General features: G+C 57.8%; 30 protein-coding genes and 1 pseudogene. 5 read left to right on the forward strand and 26 right to left on the reverse strand.

Going from position 1 to position 23136, the window contains the following annotated elements; genetic code table 11:
- Position 1 precedes the first annotated feature (1 nt).
- From tssG to ACA071_RS31250, 25 genes and pseudogenes are all read right to left on the reverse strand, one after another.
- Entirely contained in the window at positions 2–1009 is a 1008-nt protein-coding gene (gene tssG, locus ACA071_RS31130) for a type VI secretion system baseplate subunit TssG (RefSeq protein WP_497642494.1), read from the reverse strand.
- Complete coding sequence (tssF, locus tag ACA071_RS31135; RefSeq protein WP_169372455.1) at positions 973–2760, reverse strand: type VI secretion system baseplate subunit TssF; 1788 nt, start codon at positions 2758–2760, stop codon at positions 973–975. The genes tssG and tssF overlap by 37 nt, the downstream gene beginning before the upstream one ends.
- Positions 2761–2784: 24 nt before the next feature.
- The gene (locus ACA071_RS31140) at positions 2785–3210 is read right to left on the reverse strand and encodes a hypothetical protein (protein ID WP_497642495.1); all 426 of its coding nucleotides are present in this window, start codon (positions 3208–3210) and stop codon (positions 2785–2787) included.
- Entirely contained in the window at positions 3210–3632 is a 423-nt protein-coding gene (locus ACA071_RS31145; protein ID WP_497642496.1) for a hypothetical protein, read from the reverse strand. Before ACA071_RS31145 ends, ACA071_RS31140 begins: the two co-directional genes overlap by 1 nt.
- The gene (locus ACA071_RS31150; protein ID WP_497642497.1) at positions 3629–3850 is read right to left on the reverse strand and encodes a hypothetical protein; all 222 of its coding nucleotides are present in this window, start codon (positions 3848–3850) and stop codon (positions 3629–3631) included. The genes ACA071_RS31145 and ACA071_RS31150 overlap by 4 nt, the downstream gene beginning before the upstream one ends.
- Complete coding sequence (locus ACA071_RS31155) at positions 3847–4251, reverse strand: hypothetical protein (RefSeq protein ID WP_497642498.1); 405 nt, start codon at positions 4249–4251, stop codon at positions 3847–3849. The genes ACA071_RS31150 and ACA071_RS31155 overlap by 4 nt, the downstream gene beginning before the upstream one ends.
- Positions 4248–4634 (reverse strand): hypothetical protein, encoded by a 387-nt coding sequence (locus ACA071_RS31160; RefSeq protein WP_497642499.1) that lies wholly within the window; start codon positions 4632–4634, stop codon positions 4248–4250. The genes ACA071_RS31155 and ACA071_RS31160 overlap by 4 nt, the downstream gene beginning before the upstream one ends.
- Positions 4631–4921, reverse strand: a complete 291-nt coding sequence (locus tag ACA071_RS31165; RefSeq protein WP_497642500.1) for a hypothetical protein — start codon at positions 4919–4921, stop codon at positions 4631–4633. The genes ACA071_RS31160 and ACA071_RS31165 overlap by 4 nt, the downstream gene beginning before the upstream one ends.
- A 62-nt stretch (positions 4922–4983) precedes the next feature.
- A complete protein-coding gene (locus ACA071_RS31170) occupies positions 4984–5376 on the reverse strand; it encodes a hypothetical protein (protein ID WP_497642501.1) in 393 nt (130 codons plus the stop codon).
- Positions 5373–5768, reverse strand: a complete 396-nt coding sequence (locus tag ACA071_RS31175; protein WP_497642502.1) for a hypothetical protein — start codon at positions 5766–5768, stop codon at positions 5373–5375. The genes ACA071_RS31170 and ACA071_RS31175 overlap by 4 nt, the downstream gene beginning before the upstream one ends.
- A 79-nt stretch (positions 5769–5847) precedes the next feature.
- The gene (locus ACA071_RS31180; RefSeq protein WP_497642503.1) at positions 5848–6225 is read right to left on the reverse strand and encodes a hypothetical protein; all 378 of its coding nucleotides are present in this window, start codon (positions 6223–6225) and stop codon (positions 5848–5850) included.
- Positions 6222–7112: a hypothetical protein gene (locus ACA071_RS31185; protein WP_497642504.1), complete on the reverse strand. Its 891-nt coding sequence runs from the start codon at positions 7110–7112 to the stop codon at positions 6222–6224. The genes ACA071_RS31180 and ACA071_RS31185 overlap by 4 nt, the downstream gene beginning before the upstream one ends.
- Positions 7112–7312: a hypothetical protein gene (locus ACA071_RS31190; RefSeq protein ID WP_497642505.1), complete on the reverse strand. Its 201-nt coding sequence runs from the start codon at positions 7310–7312 to the stop codon at positions 7112–7114. The genes ACA071_RS31185 and ACA071_RS31190 overlap by 1 nt, the downstream gene beginning before the upstream one ends.
- A gap of 2 nt (positions 7313–7314) precedes the next feature.
- Positions 7315–7857, reverse strand: coding sequence for a hypothetical protein (locus ACA071_RS31195; protein ID WP_497642506.1), 543 nt, complete (start codon positions 7855–7857; stop codon positions 7315–7317).
- Entirely contained in the window at positions 7857–8366 is a 510-nt protein-coding gene (locus tag ACA071_RS31200) for a hypothetical protein (protein WP_497642507.1), read from the reverse strand. Before ACA071_RS31200 ends, ACA071_RS31195 begins: the two co-directional genes overlap by 1 nt.
- A complete protein-coding gene (locus ACA071_RS31205) occupies positions 8357–8740 on the reverse strand; it encodes a hypothetical protein (RefSeq protein ID WP_497642508.1) in 384 nt (127 codons plus the stop codon). The genes ACA071_RS31200 and ACA071_RS31205 overlap by 10 nt, the downstream gene beginning before the upstream one ends.
- 79 nt (positions 8741–8819) lie before the next feature.
- Positions 8820–9203 carry a hypothetical protein gene (locus tag ACA071_RS31210; RefSeq protein ID WP_497642509.1) on the reverse strand — a complete coding sequence of 128 codons (384 nt, stop codon included), beginning with the start codon at positions 9201–9203 and terminating at the stop codon, positions 8820–8822.
- Between the two features lie 1144 nt (positions 9204–10347).
- Positions 10348–10641 (reverse strand): annotated as a pseudogene (locus ACA071_RS31215) (PAAR domain-containing protein); the annotation flags it as partial.
- A gap of 10 nt (positions 10642–10651) precedes the next feature.
- Positions 10652–11059, reverse strand: a complete 408-nt coding sequence (tssE, locus tag ACA071_RS31220; RefSeq protein ID WP_133835348.1) for a type VI secretion system baseplate subunit TssE — start codon at positions 11057–11059, stop codon at positions 10652–10654.
- Positions 11060–11072: 13 nt separating this feature from the next.
- Positions 11073–12548 (reverse strand): type VI secretion system contractile sheath large subunit, encoded by a 1476-nt coding sequence (tssC, locus tag ACA071_RS31225; protein ID WP_497642510.1) that lies wholly within the window; start codon positions 12546–12548, stop codon positions 11073–11075.
- Between the two features lie 28 nt (positions 12549–12576).
- On the reverse strand, positions 12577–13080 hold the full coding sequence (gene tssB / locus ACA071_RS31230) for a type VI secretion system contractile sheath small subunit (RefSeq protein WP_169372441.1): 504 nt from the start codon (positions 13078–13080) through the stop codon (positions 12577–12579).
- A 32-nt stretch (positions 13081–13112) separates the two neighbouring features.
- On the reverse strand, positions 13113–14669 hold the full coding sequence (gene tssA / locus ACA071_RS31235) for a type VI secretion system protein TssA (protein ID WP_497642511.1): 1557 nt from the start codon (positions 14667–14669) through the stop codon (positions 13113–13115).
- 651 nt (positions 14670–15320) lie between these two features.
- Entirely contained in the window at positions 15321–15596 is a 276-nt protein-coding gene (locus tag ACA071_RS31240) for an HU family DNA-binding protein (RefSeq protein ID WP_003213368.1), read from the reverse strand.
- 192 nt (positions 15597–15788) lie between these two features.
- Entirely contained in the window at positions 15789–16937 is a 1149-nt protein-coding gene (locus ACA071_RS31245) for an NAD(P)/FAD-dependent oxidoreductase (RefSeq protein ID WP_497642512.1), read from the reverse strand.
- 20 nt (positions 16938–16957) lie between these two features.
- Positions 16958–17125, reverse strand: a complete 168-nt coding sequence (locus tag ACA071_RS31250; RefSeq protein ID WP_007954349.1) for a rubredoxin — start codon at positions 17123–17125, stop codon at positions 16958–16960.
- A 200-nt stretch (positions 17126–17325) separates the two neighbouring features.
- Here ACA071_RS31250 and ACA071_RS31255 point away from each other — a divergent pair, with 200 nt between their 5' ends.
- Both ACA071_RS31255 and ubiA read left to right on the forward strand, forming a co-directional pair.
- Complete coding sequence (locus ACA071_RS31255; protein WP_497642513.1) at positions 17326–17889, forward strand: chorismate--pyruvate lyase family protein; 564 nt, start codon at positions 17326–17328, stop codon at positions 17887–17889.
- Entirely contained in the window at positions 17889–18779 is an 891-nt protein-coding gene (gene ubiA / locus ACA071_RS31260; RefSeq protein ID WP_497642514.1) for a 4-hydroxybenzoate octaprenyltransferase, read from the forward strand. The genes ACA071_RS31255 and ubiA overlap by 1 nt, the downstream gene beginning before the upstream one ends.
- Before the next feature lie 160 nt (positions 18780–18939).
- Here the strand turns inward: ubiA and ACA071_RS31265 are convergent, their stop codons facing one another.
- The gene (locus tag ACA071_RS31265; RefSeq protein ID WP_497642515.1) at positions 18940–19326 is read right to left on the reverse strand and encodes a COG4315 family predicted lipoprotein; all 387 of its coding nucleotides are present in this window, start codon (positions 19324–19326) and stop codon (positions 18940–18942) included.
- 152 nt (positions 19327–19478) lie between these two features.
- On the opposite strand from ACA071_RS31265, the gene phoB reads away from it, so the two are divergent.
- The 3 genes from phoB (at position 19479) to ACA071_RS31280 (ending at position 23056) form a co-directional block, all read left to right on the forward strand.
- The gene (phoB, locus tag ACA071_RS31270) at positions 19479–20168 is read left to right on the forward strand and encodes a phosphate regulon transcriptional regulator PhoB (protein WP_008150066.1); all 690 of its coding nucleotides are present in this window, start codon (positions 19479–19481) and stop codon (positions 20166–20168) included.
- Between the two features lie 136 nt (positions 20169–20304).
- Entirely contained in the window at positions 20305–21591 is a 1287-nt protein-coding gene (gene phoR, locus ACA071_RS31275; protein ID WP_497645412.1) for a phosphate regulon sensor histidine kinase PhoR, read from the forward strand.
- Between the two features lie 124 nt (positions 21592–21715).
- Complete coding sequence (locus tag ACA071_RS31280; RefSeq protein WP_497642516.1) at positions 21716–23056, forward strand: hemolysin family protein; 1341 nt, start codon at positions 21716–21718, stop codon at positions 23054–23056.
- Positions 23057–23136: the final 80 nt, after the last annotated feature.

The following is a 23136-nucleotide window of genomic DNA, read 5'->3' on the forward strand; positions in this document are numbered from 1 at the left end:
CTTAATGAATTTTGCTGCCGAGGGTCACCACGCCGTCCGCTTTTTCGCGGCCGAGCCAACTGGTCCACCCCAGGCGACAGGCGTTCTGCTCACCGATTCGCAGTTCGCGGATTTCTTCCTGGCGCAGCACCAGGCGAATGTCGTAATCGAGCGGGTCACGCAGGGTGAACCGCACCAGTGCGCACAACGGCTGGTAGCCGAAACCGATTGGCAGGAATTCGTGAAAACGCAGCCAGTCGAGCTCGCGGATGTGAATGCGGAATTTGCCGCTGCGGTCGCGCACGTGTTCGCCGAGTACCAGGTCTTCGCCGAGCATGCTGTTGGCGCAGCCCAAACGATTGCGCTGTTCGTCGAGGATTTCTACGCGACGCTCGATGCACTGCTCGATGGTCAGTTCGGCGTGTTTGAAGTAGTACCGCAGCACCGCTTCGATCAGTGCCGCCGAGTGCGCGCGCAAGCTGAGCAAACCGAGGTACGGCAACAGGCGTTTCCAGTTCAGTTCCTGAGCCTTGCGGATCTCTTCGCCGCCCAGGCCAATCAGCGCAAACAGCTGCGCGGAGAACGGGTCGAGGGCGCCGCTCTCGAAGCTGGCGCGGTAGCGGTATTTGCGCCAGATCGGCAGCATCAGCCGTTGCAGGCGATGGTGGAACAGGTCGAGGAAGTTGCGCGTCGGATTGCCGTCTTCGCTGTCGCCCAGGGCTTGTTCGCCGTAAAACGCCGGCAGCGGCGAACCAGAGCCGACCAGGCCGATCAGGTTGAAACGCATACGCGCGCGCAGGTGCCCGTGCTCGGTGAAAAACTCCACGCGATCAACGTCACTGCCAGGGAAACCCAGGCTCGGATTGGCCTGGAATTCCAGCTGGTCGTACAAGTCGTCCTGGCTCAGGTGCGGGTGGGCCTCGCGCAGCCGGTCAACCACCAGCAGCACGGCCTGAAACAGCGAGTACTCGCGTATTCCTCGGGTCAGCCCGTTTAAAGCAACGGCTGAAGGCCCATACGTGGTGTCCATTGGTACACCTCTCCCTGTGTGCTTTTTACGCGCAGCTCGTGGTACGAATTGAGACTGGCGTAAAGCGCGAAAAACTCGTTAAGAACCGAAGCGAAAACGAACAGGTCGCCCTCGCCGATATACCCTTCCGGGTCGATGGTCAGCTCGGTGCGCAACCCGCGTACCGGCAACCCTCGGTGCAATCTGTCAACGTGCTGGTGCTTGATCGACTTGAGCCCGCCCAGCAAGCGTTTGCTGACTTTTTCTGCGTGTTGGTCGTAGTAGCGCGGCAGGTCGTAGGTTTCGAGAATCACCTTCAACGCGTTGACGTCGGCCAGCGACAGGTAGTTAAGCGACATGTTGCTGATCAGCTTCCAGAGGAAGTCACGGTTCAGCGGCGGCGCGTAACTCGGCGTGGCCGGGGTGATGTTGCGGAAACTGAGGAACTCCGGCGTCTCTTCGCAGGCCTGGCTGATGTCGCCGAGCTTGAGCTTGCGCGGCAAGTTCTGGTTGGTGCACATCAGCTCGATCGACAGGGTTTCGTGGGCTTCGGTGTGGCGGATGCCGAAGCTCAGGTAGGTGTCGAGGCCGTCGTGCAACGAGGACGAACGCTGGCGGATGCTGTAGTGCGGACGGCTGTTGGGCACGTCGAAACTCGGGTCGTGCTCGAAGGATTCGAACGGCACGTATTCCTGATAACCGAGGCCGCCCGGCTTCCAGCCCGTTACCGTTTCGACGGAGAACACGCCGCAGCTTTCCAGATCGAATTCGGCCGGCAGCAGCAGGTATTCGTCCTGTTTGCCGTCGAGGCGGATCGGCAACGCATCGTGCTTGAACAGGTTGACGATGGGCGTGCAGTACAGCTTCACGTTGTCCAGGGTCGGACGCAGGCGCTGGATGCCGCTCTTGCGAATGTCGAAGCGCAATTCGAGGCCGCGCACTTGCTTGAGGGTGTCTTCCGGCAGCGCCTTGAGCAGGTCCAGCCCGTTGATATCAACGAACAGGAATTTGTCCTGGAAGGCGAAGTATTCCTGCAAGTAGCGGTAACCGCGGAAGGTGTTCAGCGGATACGGGATCAGCGCTTCCTCTTCGGCAAAACCCACCGGTTGCACACGGTCGCCGGGCATCTTGAACGCCATCGGCGTGCCGTTGACGCCATTGATGGGTTTGCCGGCGCCGTCGAGCGGGATCAGCTCGATGCCTTCGAGGTTGCGCAGCAGGCTCAGGTACAACATCTGGCTGATGTAGCGCTCGCCGGCAAAGTGCAGGCGCAAGCGACTCAGCTCCAGCTCACCGAGGTGACCGTCGGCGCTCATCTCCAGACGCAGGCTCAACAGCGAGCCATCGCCTTTCACCGAGTAATTCAGCGCGGCGAGGTCCAGCGGCAGGACTTCAGTCGGGTAGCAGGTGCGGAAGCGGCAACGCACGTCGTCGATCGGTACGCTTTCCACCGGTGTGTCGCGCTCGACCATCAACGCCGGCCCCGAACGCTTCAGCGGGTCGAACTGCAAAATGCTGAACGCCGGCAGCGGCCGCATGTAGTTGGGCCACAGCAAGTGCATCAGCGAATGGCTGAGTTCCGGCAACTCGTCATCGAGTTTCTGGCGCAGGCGCCCGGTCAGGAAAGCGAAGCCCTCGAGCAACCGCTCCACGTCCGGATCCCGCCCGGCCTGGCCCAGGAAAGGTGCCAACGCCGGGCTACGCTCGGCGAATCGACGACCCAACTGGCGAAGTGCGGTGAGTTCGCTTTGGTAGTAGTGGTTAAAGGACACGGGTTACCTGCCTGGTATGAAATCTCATGAATAAAACGTCCTGTAGAGCGCAACCGTCAGCCCGGAAATGACGTAGCCGACGACCAGCAGGTAGGGCAAAAACCCCACCCACATCACCATCATTCCGAGCCCGGCGAGGTGCCCAAAAAGCAAAAAACCCAGCCCGCTGATCACCCATGGCGCCGCGTAAAAAGGGATGAACATCAGCGGCGCGCACCAGATTTTCTTCACGATCTGTTGTTCGGTTGTCCTGCTCAGCCTTCGGGTTGCCCACGCGGCAAAAACGATATACGCCAGGGCCCCGAACCAGAGGACGTGGATCGTCAGGAACTGCTCCCAGTTGAATGCTGTCGGGAACCACACAGTCGATTCGAGATAAATCAGAACCTCGAACGCGATGATCGGCACCCAGAGGGCGGCGCCCAGGAACAGGCGACGGCTCAGACTCATCACTGGCAAACACCTGCGCTCGGGTTTTGTCCGATGCGGCGATTCCACGCTCTCTGGGCCCAACGCAGTTCGATGACCTGCGTCGTCAGAATCGCCATGAACGTGACGCAACCCTGGGCCACGCCGTAGAACAGCGCCCGCAGCGGATTCTCGGGCATCATCCAGAGCAGGATGAAACCCACCATCACGCTCAGCAACAGCAGCTTGGCCAACAGGTTCGGGATCAACGCGACGATCAGGTTGACGGTCACAAAGATATAAAAGAGTGCGTAGCTGGCCCCGCCAATCGCGACGCCCCGGGTGGTGAACCCACCGTTGAATGCTTTATAGGCATGCACGACCGCGTCATTCAGGATCGCGTAAGCCACACAGCCAAGGCCGTGGATCAACACGCTGATGAGCATACGGGTCGGGGTGTTCATGCCGGGCTCACCGAGGAGTAACAGGTGCCGGCGACTTCGATCGCGACCAGTGAAACCAGGACCATGAACGACAGCGCGCGATGCAGCCGCGACTGGCGCAGCCGTCGGCTGATCGCCGTGACCACCAGAAACAGGCTCAGTATCGCGAGGCCGCCGAACAGATTACTGTCGGCCACGTACATCAGGTAACCACGCATCTCGTCCGATACGTTGATCATGGGCAAAAGACTCCATCCTTGAGTGTCCAGATACGGCGGCTGCCATCGCGCTCACGCTTGATGCCAAGCAGGGCGTAGCGCATGTCATCGGCACTGACGACACGTGTGCGCTCAGCGCCTTTGACGGTCAGTGAATAGCTGCAACTGACTTGTACATCGACGTCTTCGCCATAGGAGATGTAGCTGGCTACGACGATCCGCCCGCCCGGTGCGACGATGCGAGCCGGCAGCGGCACATCCGGCGACAACCAGTTGGTGGCGTGCTGCAGTTCGACCTGCAGCGGCACGCCGCAAGTATTCACCAGGTCAATCTGGTTGTTGTACTGCTTCTGAGCCGTGCAGCCGACCAACAACAGACAACCCGCTGCCAACACAAACGCCACAAAGGAGCGAAGGTTCATGGACGAGCCCCTCCTTTGTTCTGTGTCATGGGCAGATACGAGTCGACATAAAGAAACTCGCCGTCAGAGTTGTTGACCCGCGCCATCGTCAGCGGCTTGCCGTCAGGGGTCTGGAACCGGATCCAGCCCTCGTTGTTGAGACCACCGCTTTCATGCCGCACCTGCACAAAGTAATCCGGCGGATTGGACCGGGTGATCTCGATGAAAAAGCCGCCATCCTGCGCCCCGCGCCAGACCGCATCGGGGTGACCCGGCAGCACGGGCGTTGAAGAGTTGGAGGGGCGCAGCGAGATGAACAGCGTGACCAGCGCGATGATCGTCAACACACCGATGGCGCTCAGCACATGATTGAGCCATTTCCACACCCCCATCCATTTGGTCATGGCGTGCACCAGGTGCGCACATCGCGCTTGTCGAAGCCTGTGCACTGATTGCGCTTGGCGATTGAGCGATAAGGCACGTCGGGGGTGTAAGCGAAGTAGTAATAGCGCTGCGCGTCCTCGCCATACAGCCAGTAGTTGCTCGAGCCCTGGTTGATTTCGTAGGGCTCGAAGCTCCAGATCGACGACTCACGCGGAATGAAATTCGCCCGGTCCATCAGCAACATGAAGGCGTTGGAAAACACTGGCGTCGCCCAGGCCAGGATTACGGCCACAACCGCGACGGCCACAGAGAGTCCTTTGACCAGAGGATGTTTGGCGGACGCACGAGGTGCGGTGGATCGGCTCATCATCAGCGACATTGCGGAACCGTCCAGCTTTCCCAGCCTTGCGCACCGGGGTACAGCACCATTTCGCCTTGGAATTCAGGGGCCACACCGGCGTTGCCTTCGCGCATCCACACGTACCATTCGGATGTTTTGAGTAGCACGCCGTCCTTTGTATACACGCGGTAAAAGGACACGCTGCTGAACAACTCGATCACTTGCCCGAGCTTGCCAAACGCCTCGTAGTCGGGTGCATATCGGGCGATGTAGCACTTGCCCGACTCACTCCAGTATTTCTTCAAGGGCTGTGCGGCCAAGGCACTCACGATCTTCAGGCCAAGGAAAACCACCAGCACGAACAGGCCCATCAGGGCTGGGATCAATACGAGGGGCGAAGTAAATCGACGGTTGCGCATCACGACTTGGCCACTCCCTGCGCTGCGCGCCAGCGGGTAAAAGCTGCATTTAGGGCGCGGGTAAGCAGAATGGCGCAAACCGTCAAACCACCTGCCAGGGCGCAATACGCCATGGCCCGTACGGGATAGCGCGGCAGCAGGTAAACCAGGATCGAGACCATCATGAAAATCGCCACGCCAAACTGGGCAGCCAGGCGAGGGATGAAAACCAAAACAAGATTCAGGAAAACGAAAAAGTAATAAACCAGGTACATGCCCATGCCGATGGCGACGCCACGGGAGGTCAGCCCGCCGACCAGGGTTTTATAGATCGGCACGGCGAAGCCATTCATCACGATATAGAGCACGCAGGCCATCCCATGGACGACCAACCCGATCACTCGTTGGCTATTCATGTTCAAGCGCTGCCACGCGATGCTTCGCCACGATCAATCACCCAAAATCCCTCTTCCCTTTCATCCTGTAAAAAAATCATTAGCACCGCGTCTGTTCAGCCTTGGCCCTGTCGGCACTGAGTACCTTGCATTGCTCGAGATAAATAACGCCCTCCCCGGTGTACACGACCACATCATTCGCGGTGAGCGGCTCGCCGTTTTTCTCGCCAAACTTGAGCCAACCCTCATCCCACAACGAGCCGTTGTCATTGCGAACCTGAACGAAGTAATAAGGCGGTTCGGACCTGGTGACCTCGATGTACTGCCCACCATCAGCACCGCCGCGCCATTTCGCGTTGGGGTACTCACTCAACACCCGAGGCTCAGCCTTTGAAAAATCCATCCGGGACACCACCCACACACCGGCGATGCAGGCCAGCAATCCCACCGTCATGAGGAAGCGTTTTACCCAGATCACTGCGATGCCCCGCTCGGGCAAAACGAACGGTCTTCGATCGTCCAGGCACGTACTGCGCGGTCTTCGACCTTCTCAACCCTCGCCAACGCCGCACGCAACATCTGCGCATCAATGGTTTTAACGGCGCCGGTGCTTTTGATCGACAAGCTGTACCGACCGCTTATCTGCCCCTCAACGTCCTTCCCGGCCGACCTGTAGTTGGCGATGGAACGACGTTCGCCTGGGCCCAACGTAAAGCGGCGAGGCTGATCGTCGTAGTTGGAGTCATGCGCCAAGGACAGCTCCAATGGCACACCACAGGTGTTCAGGAAATACACATCGTTGCGATAGACCTGCTGCGCAGACAACGCAGGCAATGACATGCCGCATGCCAGAAGACCTGTCCAACTCAACATCAACATGTTGGGAACAGTCCCTTTTTTCGGGAGAAATCTTTTGATTATTAGATAAATTGCAATCGTGACAATCGAACAAAAATACCCAGCAACCAGCAAGTAAGGGATATACGCCACCCACTCGACCATTAACCTAAGACCGGCCAAGTGGCCGCTAACCAAATAAATCACGCCGTACAAAAACCACGGCGCGGCATAGAATGGAATAAAAATAACCGGAGCCCAACCCACGAGCCGAACCACTTCACGCTCAGTTTTTTGATCGATGACTCGTGACGCCCAAAATGCAAATATGAAATAGGCACCCACGCCAAAAGCCAATATGAACATATGAAAAAACTGCTTCCACCCTCCGAAGGGTGTTGCAGGAGGTAATAGAGTGTCCGCAATAAATAACAGCGGCAACAAAATTGCGGGCGTCCATACTGCCCACTTGAAATAGCTTAATGCTAGGGGCCGCCCCCTTTTTTGTTCCGTCACCTTCAACGTCATCAAACCTCAGAGTGAGTCAAGTAATAGATTCCCAGCAGGTACATCGCCGGAATCACCATAACGCATACAAAATTAAGAAATTGATAATATTTTTTCACCCTCAAAGCCGGGATCAAAGCTGCAACACCGATAACAAAACAGAAGCACGCCAATAAAAAGAAATAATCGTTATCTACCATCCCAGAAAAATAACCTTCCATGCTCATTTCTTATTACTCAATATTCTGGACCATTCCTTTTTCATTCGTGACAGCACATTTCTCCTGCATTGCTCGTCACTCATAAACGAGATGCTCGGGATAGCCCCATTTTTCGTCCGCGACATCAGTCGATCCGCCATTAAACGCGAGCCCAACGCCAAGAGACTCATACTGCTTGTGAGCCCGCTATAAGCCATTGCTCTTACGGGGTTCTCGGGAAGGAAATACGATAGAACCACGCCTACCATTGCCCCCAACAACACCAGCTTAACTGCAAGATTCGAAACTAAAAAAACGATCACATTAATAAAAATGAAGAAATAAAACGTCAACTCTGCGGTCGCACCGATCCCGACACCTCGCGCAGTAAACCCACCCATATGCGCTTTATAAAAGTCCACACCATAGTCATGAGCAAAGAAATACAGCACACCCACCAGCAAATAAACAACCCAGCCAACAAAGATGCTAGGGACAGCCGATTTTTGCGTCCCTAGCTTTCTCTTCATTGGCTCGCTCAGAGCATCCTGCTTCAGATAAACCATCAGTTATCCATGATTTCATAAGGGGTGTTACTTATTAAGAAATTAGCCCAATGGGCCTTCCAGTCTGGAACTGACAACGTAAAAGTCCGGCGATACTTGTCAAGATCAATCCATGTAATCCCGACGATGTCTTTATCTTCAACTGACTGCATATCCAGAGACGTCTCCGACGTCAGCGGCGTTCGATAAACTCGACTGGAGTTTTTCTTGCCAACAAACCGCAGATACACCATGCCCGACGCCCCCAAAAGCCAGCTGGCTCGAACCGCCTCGATTTGATAGTCACCTGAAGGACTTACAAACGAAACATAAGGAGTACGCGTCAATTCATTATTGACTACAAACAGGCCGGCGCACACAACAACTATCAGAGTGGCAACTGCTTTAATCGATCTCCTGAAGTTATTCATTTGACCAGAATCTCGATCGGCATAGCACAGCTGTATATAGAACATCAGTGCACTGTTCGGGTCTGTCCCCTTGGCTCTAGAAATAGATATCAGCGACATTGTGGAATTATCCAACTTTCCCAACCATCAGAGCCAGGATATACAATCATCTCGCCCCGAAATTCTGGAGCGACACCGGCATTGCCTTCTCTCATCCAGAGATTCCACTCGGATGTCTTCAACATTTCATCATTTTTTGTATAAACACGATAAAAATACGGACTGCTAAAATATTTAAAGATACGCCCAGCGACGACACCCAGCACTTTATATTCAGGCGTATATGTCGCAATGTAACACTTGCCCGAATCATTCCAATCCGTGTGCAAGGGTTCCGCGGTCCATGAGTTCTGCACTTTAAGCCCAAGAGCGACGAATAACGGTAACAGCGCGATCATCAATAATAGGGACGGTCCCATTTTTCGAACATTCATTTATTCCGCGCCCCATATTCATCCATATGCCCTTGCGAAATCGGGTTTACAGAGATACTTGAGACAGCTGCCTTTTTCATCATGGGCAGATCGACGCATCGTTGATCGTCCAGGCACTGACACTGCCCTGTTTCGAAGGTTTTGTGCCTTCAAGGATCGCCCTCAGCGCCGGTGCATGAATGACCTTCGAACCGTCAGCCGTGTTGATCAGCAGTTCGTAGTCATCGTCAATGTGCACCACCGAATCTTTGTCGTACGAGATATAGCTGCCGATGATTTGGCGGGCGCCAACCGGGGCTACATAGTCGCCGACCTCCGGGCCCCAGTTCGAAAAGTGCGAAGCCTTCAGCGTCAGTGGGCTCGCACAGCTGTTTTGCAAATAAATTTCGTCGCGATAGAGCTGCTGCGAGGTGCAGGCCGTCAGCGGGAATAGCAACGCGGCGCAGCCGAGATACTTAATCATCGAATTCGATCCTGGCCAGCCAGAGCAGACTTTTTACGTCTTGTTCGGCAGCAGCAATACGACTGGCGTAGTCCCTCGGGCGGTTATCGCTGTAGTAGTTCATGACATCCATTTCACCAGTCACCGGCGAAGGATGATCAGGTTTGTTACTTTGCAACAGCGTCGAGGAGTCCTTGTGAGTCCAGGAATACATCGGGATCAAGCCACCGCCATACTCGTTCAGAATGAAATGCCCGAATTCATGGGCGGCGGTGTATTTGAAATCATCATGGGCGTCGCGCGTAGCGAAAGCGGAATTGCCAAGCCCGCTCGAGACATCACCGTCGTAGAAATAACCCATGTTGTGATGAATCTTGCGAAAGAACGCCAAGCTGGTAGAGCGACCGTACTCTTTGGACAGATTGTCGACGAGAGGAAAGTCGCGGGCTGAAGGCTGGGCATTGACGTCAGCCGTCACCGTTACCTTGTAGACGCCCTTGCTGGTAGTAACACCGCTTGCAATACCCTGCCCACGACTGCCATCGCGCGACCAGTAACGCTCGATACCCTCTTTAGCGAAACCTTCCAGGGTTGCATATGGCGTCGTTGGTACTCCCTTCATGGAGCCACTGGAACCGCCGTCGGAAAACGTGGGCCGCAGCACCACATCAACAGTCTTCGCGTTCCTATCAATCAGAACATCGACCCATTTCACTTTTGCAGCCGAGCACTCAAGCGGCAGATCGGTGACCTGCTGTTCACCACCTTGAGTTGCGGTCAACCGCACTTTGAGGTTCTTACTTTTCAACACGCGGGTATCGAGAATCCCGGCGGTGTCGTAGCCATCCCACTGCCAAGGATGCTCGCCAGTCGGCAAGAACGGCGCGGTGTTGGCTTCGGTGTAGATCACTTTCTCACCGTCGAGCACTTCCAGCTTCACCGTGTCGGCGGCGGCTTTGCGGTTGTCTATGAGGAAATCGATCAGCTCGAGGTTTTTCGTCGCACCACTTTTGATTTCATCAAAATCCGGAACCTCCAGCGGCGTCAGGATCGAGTTGCCACCGGACTTCAGTTTCAGCCGGTAATCGAGTTTCTTTTCCTCCGCACTGACTTCGGGAATCAACGCCGCGACCACAGCTCCGAGGACGCTCGCAACAATCCCGGAGAACGGCACCGCCGAATGCGAATTCCCAATAATCACCGTCCCGGAACCCGCCGTAACCTTGTTGCCATGTGTTCCGACGGAATCCACAGTCGCCGCCGCTTTGCCGTTAATCAAAACCGTCGTCGCCAACCCACCCGACATCGCACCACCACACGCCGAGGCATCACCTTGGCGGGCGGCCGCGAGGCCGTCGAAGAAGACGTCGCCGGAACCGGCGGCGATCGGATTGGTGCCGTGGCCGGAGACCGGGCAAGCGGTGGGGTCGGTGAGACGTGCTGCGGGTTTGCCGGACATTCGGGGCTCCTTAGCTGACCTTGACTTGACCGCTGCCATCCAGGCGCGCGGCGAAAGTGACCTGGCGCTTGAAACCATCAACTTCCAGCAGGCCTTCGATGCTGAAGGACAGGCGAAGCTGATCGTGATCACGCGGCAGGGAAATGACACGCACATTGCTCAGGCGTGGCTCGTAGGCTTCGATGAAATTTTCGATGGCCAGACGGGCCTGACTCAGGGAGTCGTGCAGGCTCAGACGCATGTCATTGAGATCGGGTAGCCCGTAATCGGACAGCGTTTGCACGCTGCCCGCACGGGTGCTGAGCATCTTGGCCAGATGGGCAGCCACGGACGCCATGGCGGAGACCTCGCGGCTCCAGCCGACGCGTTTGTCCGCGTCGCCACCCAGGCGTTCGAAAAGGCTGCCGTATCCAGTCATGAGTTAGCTCCGCTTACTCTTTGTCCAGCTTGCCAACCAGCGACAGGGTGAAATCGGCACCCATGTACTTGAAGTGCGGACGCACGTTCAGGCTGACGCGGTACCAGCCAGGCTCGCCTTCGACATCGCTGACGATGATCTGGGCAGCGCGCAGTGGACGACGGCCACGGACTTCGGCGCTTGGGTTTTCCTGGTCGGCCACGTACTGGCGGATCCACTTGTTGAGTTCCAGCTCGAGGTCGGTACGTTCTTTCCACGAACCGAGTTGCTCGCGCTGCAGCACTTTCAAGTAGTGAGCCAGGCGGTTGACGATCATCATGTACGGCAGTTGGGTGCCGAGCTTGTAGTTCAGCTCTGCGGCCTTGCCTTCTGCGCTGATGCCGAAGAACTTCGGCTTCTGCACCGAGCTCGCGGAGAAGAACGCCGCGTTGTCGGAGCCTTTGCGCATGGTCAGGGAGATGAAGCCTTCCTCGGCCAGTTCGTATTCACGACGGTCGCTAACCAGAACCTCGGTAGGAATCTTGGTTTCGATTTCGCCCATGCTTTCGAAGTGGTGCAACGGCAGGTCTTCAACCGCGCCACCGCTCTGTGGGCCGATGATGTTCGGGCACCAGCGGAACTTGGCGAAACTGTCGGTCAGCTTGGTGCCGAACGCGTAGGCAGTGTTGCCCCACAGGTAGTGCTCGTGGCTGTTGGCGACGGTTTCTTTGTACACGAACGATTTGACCGGGTTTTCTTCCGGGTCGTACGGGTTACGCAGCAGGAAACGCGGCACGGTCAGGCCAACGTAACGGGAGTCTTCCGACTCACGGAAGCTCTGCCATTTGGCGAATTGCGGGCCTTCGAAGTGATCTTTCAGATCCTTCAGGTCCGGCAGGCCGGTGAAGCTTTCCAGGCCGAAGAATTTCGGGCCGGCAGCCGCGATGAACGGCGCGTGGGACATGCAGGCAACGCTGGACACGTACTGCATCAGCTTCACGTCCGGCGAGCTTGGGGACATGTAGTAGTTAGCGATGATCGCGCCGACTGGCTGACCACCGAACTGACCGTATTCAGCGGTGTAGATGTGCTTGTACAGGCCAGCCTGCATCACTTCCGGCGAATCTTCGAAGTCGTCCAGCAGGTCTTCTTTCGAGACGTTGAGGATTTCAATCTTGATGTTTTCGCGGAAGTTGGTGCGATCGACCAGCAACTGCAGGCCACGCCACGACGATTCCAGGGACTGGAAGGCCGGGTGGTGCAGGATTTCGTCCATCTGGCGGCTGAGCTTGGCATCGATCTCGGCGATCATGCGGTCGACCATGGCCTTTTTGACCGGCTCACCGTTGTTCTGCGGCTTGAGCAGCTCTTCGATGAATGCCGACACACCACGCTTGGCGATGTCGTAGGCTTCGTCGTCCGGCGTCAGGCGGGTTTCGGCGATGATGCTGTCGAGAATGCTGTATTCGCCGCTTTCTTTGCTCTTTTGCTGTGCTGCGCTAGTGCTCATTGTGTTGGCTTCCTTGGCTGATAGAGACTCAGGCGTCCTGGGCGGCGGCGTTCAAGCCCAGCTCACCCAATACGCGACCGCGGGATTCGTCGTCGGCGAGAACGCCTTCGATGGCTTTGCGGAACGCAGGCGCGTTACCCAGCGGGCCCTTGAGGGCCACCAGCGCGTCGCGCAGTTCCATCAGTTTTTTCAGCTCAGGCACTTGCTCGACCAGCGAAGCCGGGTTGAAGTCCTTCATCGAGTTGACGCGCAGTTTCACGGCCAGTTCTTCAGTGTCGCTTTCTTCCTGAAGACGGTTCGGTACGCTCAGTGTCAGCTCCAGCTCTTGCTTGGCCAGCACTTCGTCGAACGTCATTTTGTCGATGCTGATCGGCTTGCGATCTTCGACTTTACGTTCGTCCTTGCGGTGGGTGTAGTCACCGATTGCCAGTAGTTTCAACGGCAGTTCGATCTCTTCCTGTGCACCACCGGTGGCAGGTTTGAAAGTGACGTTGATGCGTTCCTTGGGGGCTACCGAGCCTTCTTTGGCCATGGCTATTCTCCTTGCGGTTGTGGCCCTGGGGCCTATTCGAGTACCACTTCGAGATCGAGGTGGCACAGCCTGCGATAAATCTCTTCCTTGCGTTCACGCACTGCATGGTTCTGCGGTAACAACTCACAGCAGCTATGCAGCAAATGCAGCACTTCCAGCGCAAGATCGGGCTCCCAGGCGTTCAGGCCTGAGTCCTGTAATGTTTGGTCGAGGGTTTCGAGTTGGGTCCTGGCCAATTCGTACTTTTTGGCCGTGAAGCACAGCCGCGCCAGAGCGAACTGCCAGAAAAACCGCGCTCGCCCGCCTTGGGCGCCTTGCAGGCCCTGCTTGAGGATTTGCACGGCGGCCTTGAGGCCGTCCTTGCGCAAAATCGGCAGGACTTCTTCCAGGGCCACTTCCCAGGCCGGCTGGTTGTCGGCGACCTCAACCTTGCGTGGCGCACTGGCGCTTTGCAGGTGCGGCATGACGTGGGCGCTGACCCAGGCGCGGGTGGCCGGATCGGCGAATGGGGCGCCGTCATGGAAACGCAATTCGACGATGCCGGGCAGGCGCTGAATCAAAAGCGCGAAGTGGATTTCCACTTCGCGCATTGCCATCTCGGCGTTCAGCCCCTGGAGGCATTCCCAGACCATTCGCTGGCCATCGAACCAGAACGGCGCCTTCGCCAGGCTCGCCTCCAGTTCCACCAACAGGTCGGCGTATTTGGCCTGGTCGTAACGATCCTGATAGACCTTGAGCTTGTCTGCCGGCAGCCCGCGCAACATGGTGATCTGCTCGGCGTTGCGCTCGGGCACCGCGTCGATGGGCAACCACAGCAGCGTGCGATTGAGGCGCAGGGCGCGCAGGTCGGTGGCTTTCTGCTTGAGCCACCAGGCACACAACGGACGGGCGTTTTCCTGCTGGGCGCGCAGGGCCTTGTGGGCTTCTTTTTCGTTATCGATCGGGGCGCCGGGGGTAAACAGCTGGGTCGCCGCCTGCTTGACCTGGGCGACGGCGGCACCTACCACACCGGGTTCCGGCTGGTTGTCGGCGGCGCGCTGCACCATGTTTTTCAGGCGGCGGGAGATCGGCAACAGCAACGGCGCGTCGTCGCCCAGGTGCTCGGTGCAGGCGGCATCGAGACCTTCCAGGTGCTCCACCATTCGGCGGAACATCGGCAGTTGTTCTTTGATCGCAACGTTTTCGGTCAGCACCTGCTCAAGACGCGGCACCAACCAACTGATGGCCGCGGAGCGGGTGCGAGCCTTGTTCGGGTGAACTTCAGCCCAATGATTTTCCGACAAATGGTGCAGCAAACCGAGGCCTGCCAGCAGCCCCTGAAAGGATTCGCGTTGGTACAAAGCCCACGTCAGCCAGGCGCCGACCCGCAAATCCTTGGACTGGGTGCGCAGCAGATTTTCGCTGTTTTCACGGATTTTCAGCCAGTCAATCTGACCGGCTTCATGCATCGATTGGGCTTTGGCGAGCTCACTTTCCAGGGCCTCATATTCGCTCGAAAAGCGAACATCCTCGCCCGCGAAATTCTCTTTGGAAACAGAGGCTTTTGCGAGTTCAAGGTAATGGGCGGAAAGCTTGCTTGAGTAGGACATCCATGGCCTTTAATTAGGATTACAGTCACACGCCAATTGGAGTTTCAACGGCGGCGGACAGTATCAAAGAGCTGCGATTAGTCTCATCCAATTGAGTTCGTGCTCTTTCAAGTCGGCGCATCGTACTCACGATGATGGCCACTAGCAAGCATCCGATTTAACAACAAGAAGAACTGTTCTCTGTTTCTCGTAGGAGATATCCCTATATCCACCAGGGGCTCCCCTGATGTCCGTTTAATATTTCATCTGCCAGCTCACCGCGCCGGAACCATTGAGCCAGAGCCGTTCCTTGAGCGCCCCACAATCATTGGCGATTCGATCCATCAGGCGGGTGCAAAGCATGACAAGAATAAAAAATGATAAATGTAGGAAATGTCTGAAAGGTTGCATTCATCAATGAACAAAGTGACACGAGACAACAGCCAACTAAAAAAGTGCCATCGCAATGATGGCACTTTTATATAGGGGGTGATTCACGAAACGGCGCCGCGATAACTCCGGCATAGCACTCTGTTTCCAGAGTGTATTAATCAGTCCACAACACTCTGCATATAGACAGAAGACGACGGCCATAAAAAATGGGCCTGCGAATTAATCGGCAGGCCCACTTTTCAATACGGTTCTCCCCGTTATTCAGGGAGTTCGCCGCAATTATGGATTAACGCTGTCTTTCAACGACTTGCCTGGCTTGAAGGCGACGGTGTTGCTGGCCTTGATTTTCACAGGCTCACCGGTTTGCGGGTTTTTGCCGGTGCGGGCTCCGCGGTGGCGTTGCAGGAAGGTACCGAAGCCCACCAGCGTGACGCTGTCCTTGCGGTGCAGAGCGCCGGTGATTTCTTCGAGAACGGCGTTGAGAACGCGGTTGGCCTGCTCTTTGGTGAGGTCTGCTTTTTCAGCGATTGCAGCGGCGAGTTCTGGTTTACGCATTAGTGAAGCCCCTTTGACGGTTTTTTGTTGTTATGTCCGTGCTGTTCTCGTTGGAACAGCGCCCAAGGCGCCGCAGGTGCTCTACTCTGCGGCAGACGGGAGTGAGGATGGCACGCACGGAAGAGCCGCGCCAGTCTCGGCGCGACCTTTGTAAGGGCAAAAGCGGGGTGATTCCGACAGAACGACCAGTATTTACGCCAGCAGGGCCGGAAGCTCTTTGTTCAATGCGAGTTTTTCCATCACCGCCGCGCCTGTCAGGGCATAACCGAGCAATTTGCCCGAGTCATCGCGGCACAAAACCTTTATGTCGGCGCCCTGCCCTTCAACCGTCCAAATGCCCTCGGCGCCCCGTGGCGGCGGCGAAACCACCAGCGGGCAGACCGGGGTTTTGACGGTGATCGGCATTGGGCCATAGCTCACCGCCGTAGGGTTTCCCGCCAGCGTCTGGGCCAGCGCTCTCGCACAGCTCATCAGGGGCATTACGTACAACAGATTCAGCCCATCGACCTCGGCGCAATCGCCCAGGGCGTAAATATTGGCGTGGGAGGTCTTCAGGTGACGATCGACCATCACACCGCGATTGACCTGAACGCCCGCTGCGGCGGCCAGGTCGATGCGCGGACGCAGGCCAATGGCCGAGACCACTACATCGCACGGGATGACTTGACCGTCCGACAGATGCGCTTCCAGCCCGTCAGCCACCCGCTGCAGCCGGTTGAGGACCGGCCCGAGATGGAAACGAGCACCAAGGCTTTCCAACCCGGCCTGAACCGCAGCCGCCGCAGCCGGGTGCAGCAGGGTCGGCATGACTTGTTCACACGGCGCAACCAGTTGCACTTCGTAACCACCAAGGATCAGGTCGTTGGCGAATTCGCAGCCAATCAGGCCGGCGCCCAGCAGCAACACTCGACGTTTGCCGGCCGCGGCCGCGCGAAAGCGTGCGTAGTCTTCCAGATCGTTGATCGGGAACACTGCGTCAGCGCCGTCGCCTTCGATCGGTACCCGCACGGTTTCCGCGCCCCAAGCCAGGATCAGGTCGCGATAGAACACCGCTTCCTCGCCGATCCACAGGCGTTTGTGGCCCGGGTCGATGCCGCTGATGCGGGTGTGGGTGCGCACTTCGGCTTTCAACTGCTCGGCCATGGCGCCCGGTTCGGCCATGCTCAGGCCGTCGGCGTCCTTGTTTTTGCCGAAGCCGGTGGAAAGCATCGGCTTGGAGTAGGAGCGCCCGTCATCGGCGGTAATCAACAGCAGCGGGGTTTCGCCATCGAGTTTGCGAAACTCCCGGGCCAGGTTGTAGCCAGCCAGGCCGGTACCGACGATCACGACAGGTGCGTTCATTCCCTACTCCTCTTTTTGTCTTAGTTGATTTCGATCATTTCGAAATCCATCTTGCCCACGCCGCAGTCCGGGCACAGCCAATCTTCCGGCACGTCCTGCCACAGGGTGCCCGGCGCAATGCCGTCATCCGGCCAGCCGTCGGCTTCGTTATAGATCAGGCCGCAGACCACACATTGCCACTTTTTCATTCAGTTATTTCCTCAGGATTCAGGCTTTTGCCGGCGCGAACGGTCGATGGTTAAAGCGCTGCCGTCCGGCTCAGGGCGTTTTGTACTGATCGAACCCGGCAGATGCAAGCCTGTTCGATGCAAGGTCGGGTCGGCTCAATCAAAATCGCCGGCCGACATGGTAAGCTCGCCGCCTCATTTGCTGCCAATAATGACTCACTGTGCCGCACTCAAAATCCCCCTGCCCGACCCCGCTCTGGCTGCCTCAAAGCCAACTGGCGCCCCACCCCGACACCTCTACCCTCGACTGGCTGTTCGACGAAGGCTCGCTGACCCGACGCCTGATCCGTCTGTCGAATGACCGCTTTAGCGTTACGCCGTTGTTCGAAGGCTGGCAGGCGCTGCGTGCCGACGAATGTGCAGCGCTGGAGTTGGGCGAAGGCAGCGAAGGCTGGGTACGCGAGGTGTATCTGCGCGGCAATGGCGAAGCCTGGGTGTTCGCCCGCAGCGTGGCGGCCCGCAGTGCGTTGCAGGGTGATGGATTGCACATGGACGAACTGGGCAGCCGTTCACTGGGCGAACTGCTGTTTTGTGATCGAGCGTTCCAGCGTCAGGCCATCGAGGTTTGCCACTATCCTCAAGCTTGGCTGCCGCTGGAGTCCCAGACGCCCGAGCTGTGGGGCCGTCGCTCGCGTTTCGACCGTGGCGCCTTGAGCGTGCTGGTGGCCGAGATTTTCCTGCCGACCTTGTGGCTCGCCGCCCGCGCCCATCCGGAGAACTGCTGATGTACACCAGCCTGCTCAAGTCCCTGAACCGCTTGAATCCCCGGGCCTGGGATTTCATTCAGCTAACGCGCATGGACAAGCCGATCGGCATTTACCTGCTGCTGTGGCCGACCCTTTGGGCGCTGTGGATCGCCGGCAAGGGTTCGCCGTCATTGGCCAACATCGTGATTTTCGTTCTTGGCGTGGTGCTGACTCGCGCCGGCGGTTGCGTGATCAATGACTGGGCGGACCGCAAAGTCGACGGCCACGTGAAACGCACCGAACAGCGGCCGCTGGTGAGCGGCAAGATCAGTTCCAAAGAAGCCCTGGTGTTTTTTGCGGTGCTGATGGGCGTGAGTTTTCTGCTGGTGCTGTGCACCAATGCGGCGACTGTCTGGCTATCGTTGGGCGGTCTGGCACTGGCCTTGAGTTACCCGTTCATGAAGCGCTACACCTACTACCCGCAAGTGGTACTGGGCGCTGCGTTCTCTTGGGGCATGCCGATGGCGTTCACCGCCGAGACCGGTTCGCTGCCGGCCGAAGCCTGGCTGCTGTGGATTGCCAACCTGTTATGGACGGTGGGCTACGACACTTATTACGCGATGACCGACCGCGACGACGACTTGAGGATCGGCGTGAAATCCACGGCGATTCTGTTTGGTGATGCGGACCGGGTAATCATTCTGACGTTGCAGGGTCTGGCGCTGGGTTGCCTGCTGCTGGCCGGCTCGAAATTCCAGCTCGGCGGCTGGTTCCACCTCGGGTTGCTGGCGGCGGCGGGCTGTTTTGCCTGGGAGTTCTGGTACACCCGTGGCAAGGATCGGATGCGCTGCTTCAAGGCGTTCTTGCACAACCACTGGGCCGGGTTGGCGATTTTTGTCGGGATTGTGCTGGATTACGCGTTGCGTTGATTTCGACGCTTTTATGTAGCAGCTGCCGAAGGCTGCGTCCGGCTGCGCAGCAGTCGTAAACTCTACCCACACGGTGTTCCAGATAAACCGCGTAAGCAGGATTTACGACTGCTACGCAGCCGGACGCAGGCTTCGCCAGCTGCTACAGGTTTGGGGTCGCTTACTTCTGCGACTCGTGGACGACGTGCCAGACATCCTTCATGCCGTCACCCTTCATTTCTCCAGGTTTTTCATCCTTCACAAACGTGTAGAGCGGCTTACCGTCATAGGCATATTGCATCATGCCGTCATCACGCTTGATGACACTCCATTTGCCATCGGCCTTGGCACCCGCCGGCGCCATCATCGGTGGCCAGTTCTTGGCGCAATCCGCGTTACACATGGACTTGCCACCGGCATCTTTGTCGAACGTATAAACAGTCATTCCCTTGTGATCGACCATCATGCCGCCCTTCATCATGGCCGGGTCGGCAGCGAAGGCCATCGCCGGCAAAGCCAGGGCAGCAGCCAACATCAGAGCCTTAAGGGAGAACGTGAATTGAGTCATGGAAACCTTCTCTTGTGGTTGTCAGGATTCGGAATTAGAGCTTAGTCCAGGTTCGTGACAATCGCCGGTCGACTAAAATACTGTCACACGACTGCAATAATTCCGTTATCTAATGCGGCGCAAGACAGTTAAATGACAAGAGGATTAAAGGCATGGTTGGCAGGAGCATTCTGATCGTCGACGACGAAGCGCCCATTCGCGAAATGATCGCCGTTGCGTTGGAAATGGCCGGCTATGACTGCCTGGAGGCTGAGAACTCCCAGCAGGCCCATGCCATCATCGTCGACCGCAAGCCGGACCTTATTTTGCTGGACTGGATGCTGCCCGGCACCTCCGGCATCGAACTGGCCCGACGCCTCAAGCGCGATGAGCTGACCGGGGATATCCCGATCATCATGCTCACCGCCAAGGGCGAAGAGGACAACAAGATCCAGGGCCTGGAAGTGGGCGCGGACGACTACATCACCAAACCGTTCTCGCCGCGCGAGCTGGTGGCGCGCCTCAAAGCCGTGCTGCGCCGCGCCGGCCCGACCGACGGCGAAACCCCGATCGAGGTCGGTGGCCTGCTGCTGGACCCGATCAGCCACCGCGTGACCATCGATGGCAAACCTGCCGAAATGGGCCCGACCGAATACCGTCTGCTGCAATTCTTCATGACCCACCAGGAACGTGCCTACACCCGTGGCCAGTTGCTGGATCAGGTCTGGGGCGGCAATGTCTATGTTGAAGAACGCACTGTCGACGTGCACATCCGGCGCCTGCGCAAAGCCCTCGGCGATGCCTACGAAAATCTGGTACAAACCGTGCGCGGCACCGGTTACCGGTTTTCCACCAAAGCATAAATACAGCTGCAAGTGTTGAGCTACAAGCGGCAAGGAACAGCCGAGCCGCTCTGACTTGAAGCTTGCAGCTTGAAACTTGAAGCTGCGTTAAGGACGCCCCGTGAACCAAAACTGGCATGGCACCCTGATTCGCCACATGCTGTTGCTGGTCACCGCCTGCCTGGTGATCGGCCTGATTTCCGGCTACTACGGCTGGAGCCTCGCGGCTGGCCTGGGTCTTTACCTGGCCTGGACCCTCAAACAGCTTTTGCGCCTGCACGAATGGCTGCGCCTGCACAAACCCGATGAAGCACCGCCCGATGGCTACGGCCTGTGGGGCGAAGTGTTCGACAGCATCTATCACCTGCAGCGCCGCGATCAACGGGTGCGCGGGCGCCTGCAAGCGGTGATCGACCGGGTCCAGGAATCCACCGCCGCGCTCAAAGACGCAGTGATCATGCTCGACAGCGACGGCAACCTTGAATGGTGGAACCGCGCCGCCGAAACCCTGCTCGGCCTCAAAACCCCGCAAGACAGCGGCCAACCGGTGACCAACCTGGTGCGTCATCCGCGCTTCAAGGAGTACTTCGAGCAGGACAGCTACGCCGAGCCGCTGGAAATCCCCTCGCCGATCAATGATCGTCTGCGCATTCAGCTGTACATCACCCGCTACGGCAACAACGAACACCTGATGCTGGTGCGCGACGTGACGCGCATCCATCAGCTGGAGCAGATGCGCAAAGACTTTATCGCCAACGTCTCCCATGAGCTGCGCACGCCGTTGACGGTGATCTGCGGCTACCTGGAAACCTTGCTCGATAACGTCGAGGAAGTGAACCCGCGCTGGACCCGCGCATTGCAGCAGATGCAGCAACAGGGCGGGCGCATGCAGACCTTGCTCAACGACTTGCTGCTGCTGGCCAAACTGGAAGCCACCGATTACCCGTCGGACAACCAACCGGTGTCCATCGACGGCTTGCTGAAATCGATCAAGAGCGATGCGCAGCAGTTGTCTGCCCAGAGGAACCAGAAGATCACTCTGGAAGCCGACCCGACGATTCTGCTCAAGGGCAGCGAAGCGGAATTGCGCAGCGCGTTCTCCAACCTGGTGTTCAACGCGGTGAAATACACCCCGGCCGAAGGCAATATCCGCATTCGCTGGTGGGGCGACGACCAAGGTGCGCACTTGAGCGTGCAGGATTCCGGGATCGGCATCGACAGCAAACACCTGCCGCGCCTGACCGAGCGTTTCTACCGCGTCGATTCCAGCCGCAACTCCAACACTGGCGGCACGGGCCTTGGGCTGGCGATCGTCAAACATGTATTGCTGCGTCACCGCGCACGGATGGAAATCAGCAGCGTGCCGGGCCACGGCAGTACGTTTACCTGCCACTTCGCACCGGCCCAGGTGAGCAAATCCCACGTCATCAGCACCGCTGACTGATACCGGCCAGCACTCGCCACTAGGCAATCAGCGAGTCAGCCGCTACATTGGCTGACTTGTGCCTGCCCTTCAGGCACCGCATTTCCCCCTTTTTTTGAATACACGGAAACCGCAAAACTCCATCATGGACCCATCCCCTGGCTTGACCCTCGCGACACTCTTCGCCGATTTCGGCATGATTCTTTTTGCTCTGATCCTGGTTGTGCTCAACGGATTTTTCGTTGCGGCCGAATTTGCCATGGTCAAACTGCGCTCGACCCGGGTCGAGGCCATCGCTGAGAAAAACGGCTGGCGCGGACACATCTTGCGCACCGTGCACAGTCAGCTCGATGCGTACCTCTCGGCGTGCCAGTTGGGTATCACCCTCGCCTCCCTGGGTCTGGGCTGGGTCGGTGAGCCGGCGTTCGCACACATCCTCGAGCCACTGCTGGAAGCCGTCGGCGTGCAGTCGGCCGAAGTGATCAAAGGCGTGTCGTTCTTCGCCGCGTTCTTCGTCATTTCGTACCTGCACATCGTGGTCGGTGAGCTGGCGCCCAAGTCTTGGGCGATCCGCAAACCCGAGCTGCTGTCGCTCTGGACCGCTGTGCCGCTGTACCTGTTCTATTGGGCGATGTACCCGGCCATTTACCTGCTTAACGCCAGTGCCAACGCGATTTTGCGGATCGCCGGCCAGGGCGAACCCGGCCCGCATCACGAACACCATTACAGCCGTGAAGAACTGAAACTGATCCTGCACTCCAGCCGTGGCCAGGACCCGAGCGACCAAGGCATGCGTGTGTTGGCCTCTGCAGTGGAAATGGGCGAGCTGGAAGTGGTGGACTGGGCGAACTCCCGGGAAGACCTGGTGACGCTGGAGTTCAACGCGCCACTCAAGCAAATCCTCGCGCTGTTCCGTCGCCACAAATTCAGCCGTTATCCGGTGTACGACAGTGAGCGCCAGGAATTCGTCGGCCTGCTGCACATCAAGGATCTGCTGCTGGAACTGGCGGCCCTGGACCACATTCCCGAGTCGTTCAACCTGGCTGAGCTGACTCGCCCGCTGGAACGCATTTCGCGGCACATGCCGCTGTCGCAATTGCTGGAACAGTTCCGCAAGGGCGGCTCGCACTTCGCCGTGGTCGAAGAAGCCGACGGCAACATCATCGGCTACCTGACCATGGAAGACGTGCTGGAAGTGCTGGTGGGCGATATCCAGGACGAACACCGCAAGGCCGAGCGCGGGATCCTGGCGTACCAGCCGGGCAAGTTGCTGGTGCGGGGCGATACGCCGCTGTTCAAGGTTGAGCGTCTGCTGGGCATCGACCTGGACCACATCGAAGCCGAAACCCTCGCCGGGCTGGTCTATGAAACCCTGAAACGGGTGCCGGAAGAGGAAGAAGTGCTGGAAGTCGAAGGCCTGCGGATCATCATCAAGAAGATGAAAGGGCCGAAGATTATTTTGGCCAAGGTGTTGATGCTGGATTAGGTGCAATGCGGGAAACCGCATTGACCCCAAAAGATCGCAGCTTTCGGCGGCTCCTACATGGGATTGCGATACCCCTGTAG

The organism is Pseudomonas sp. LBUM1646, assembly GCF_059716165.1.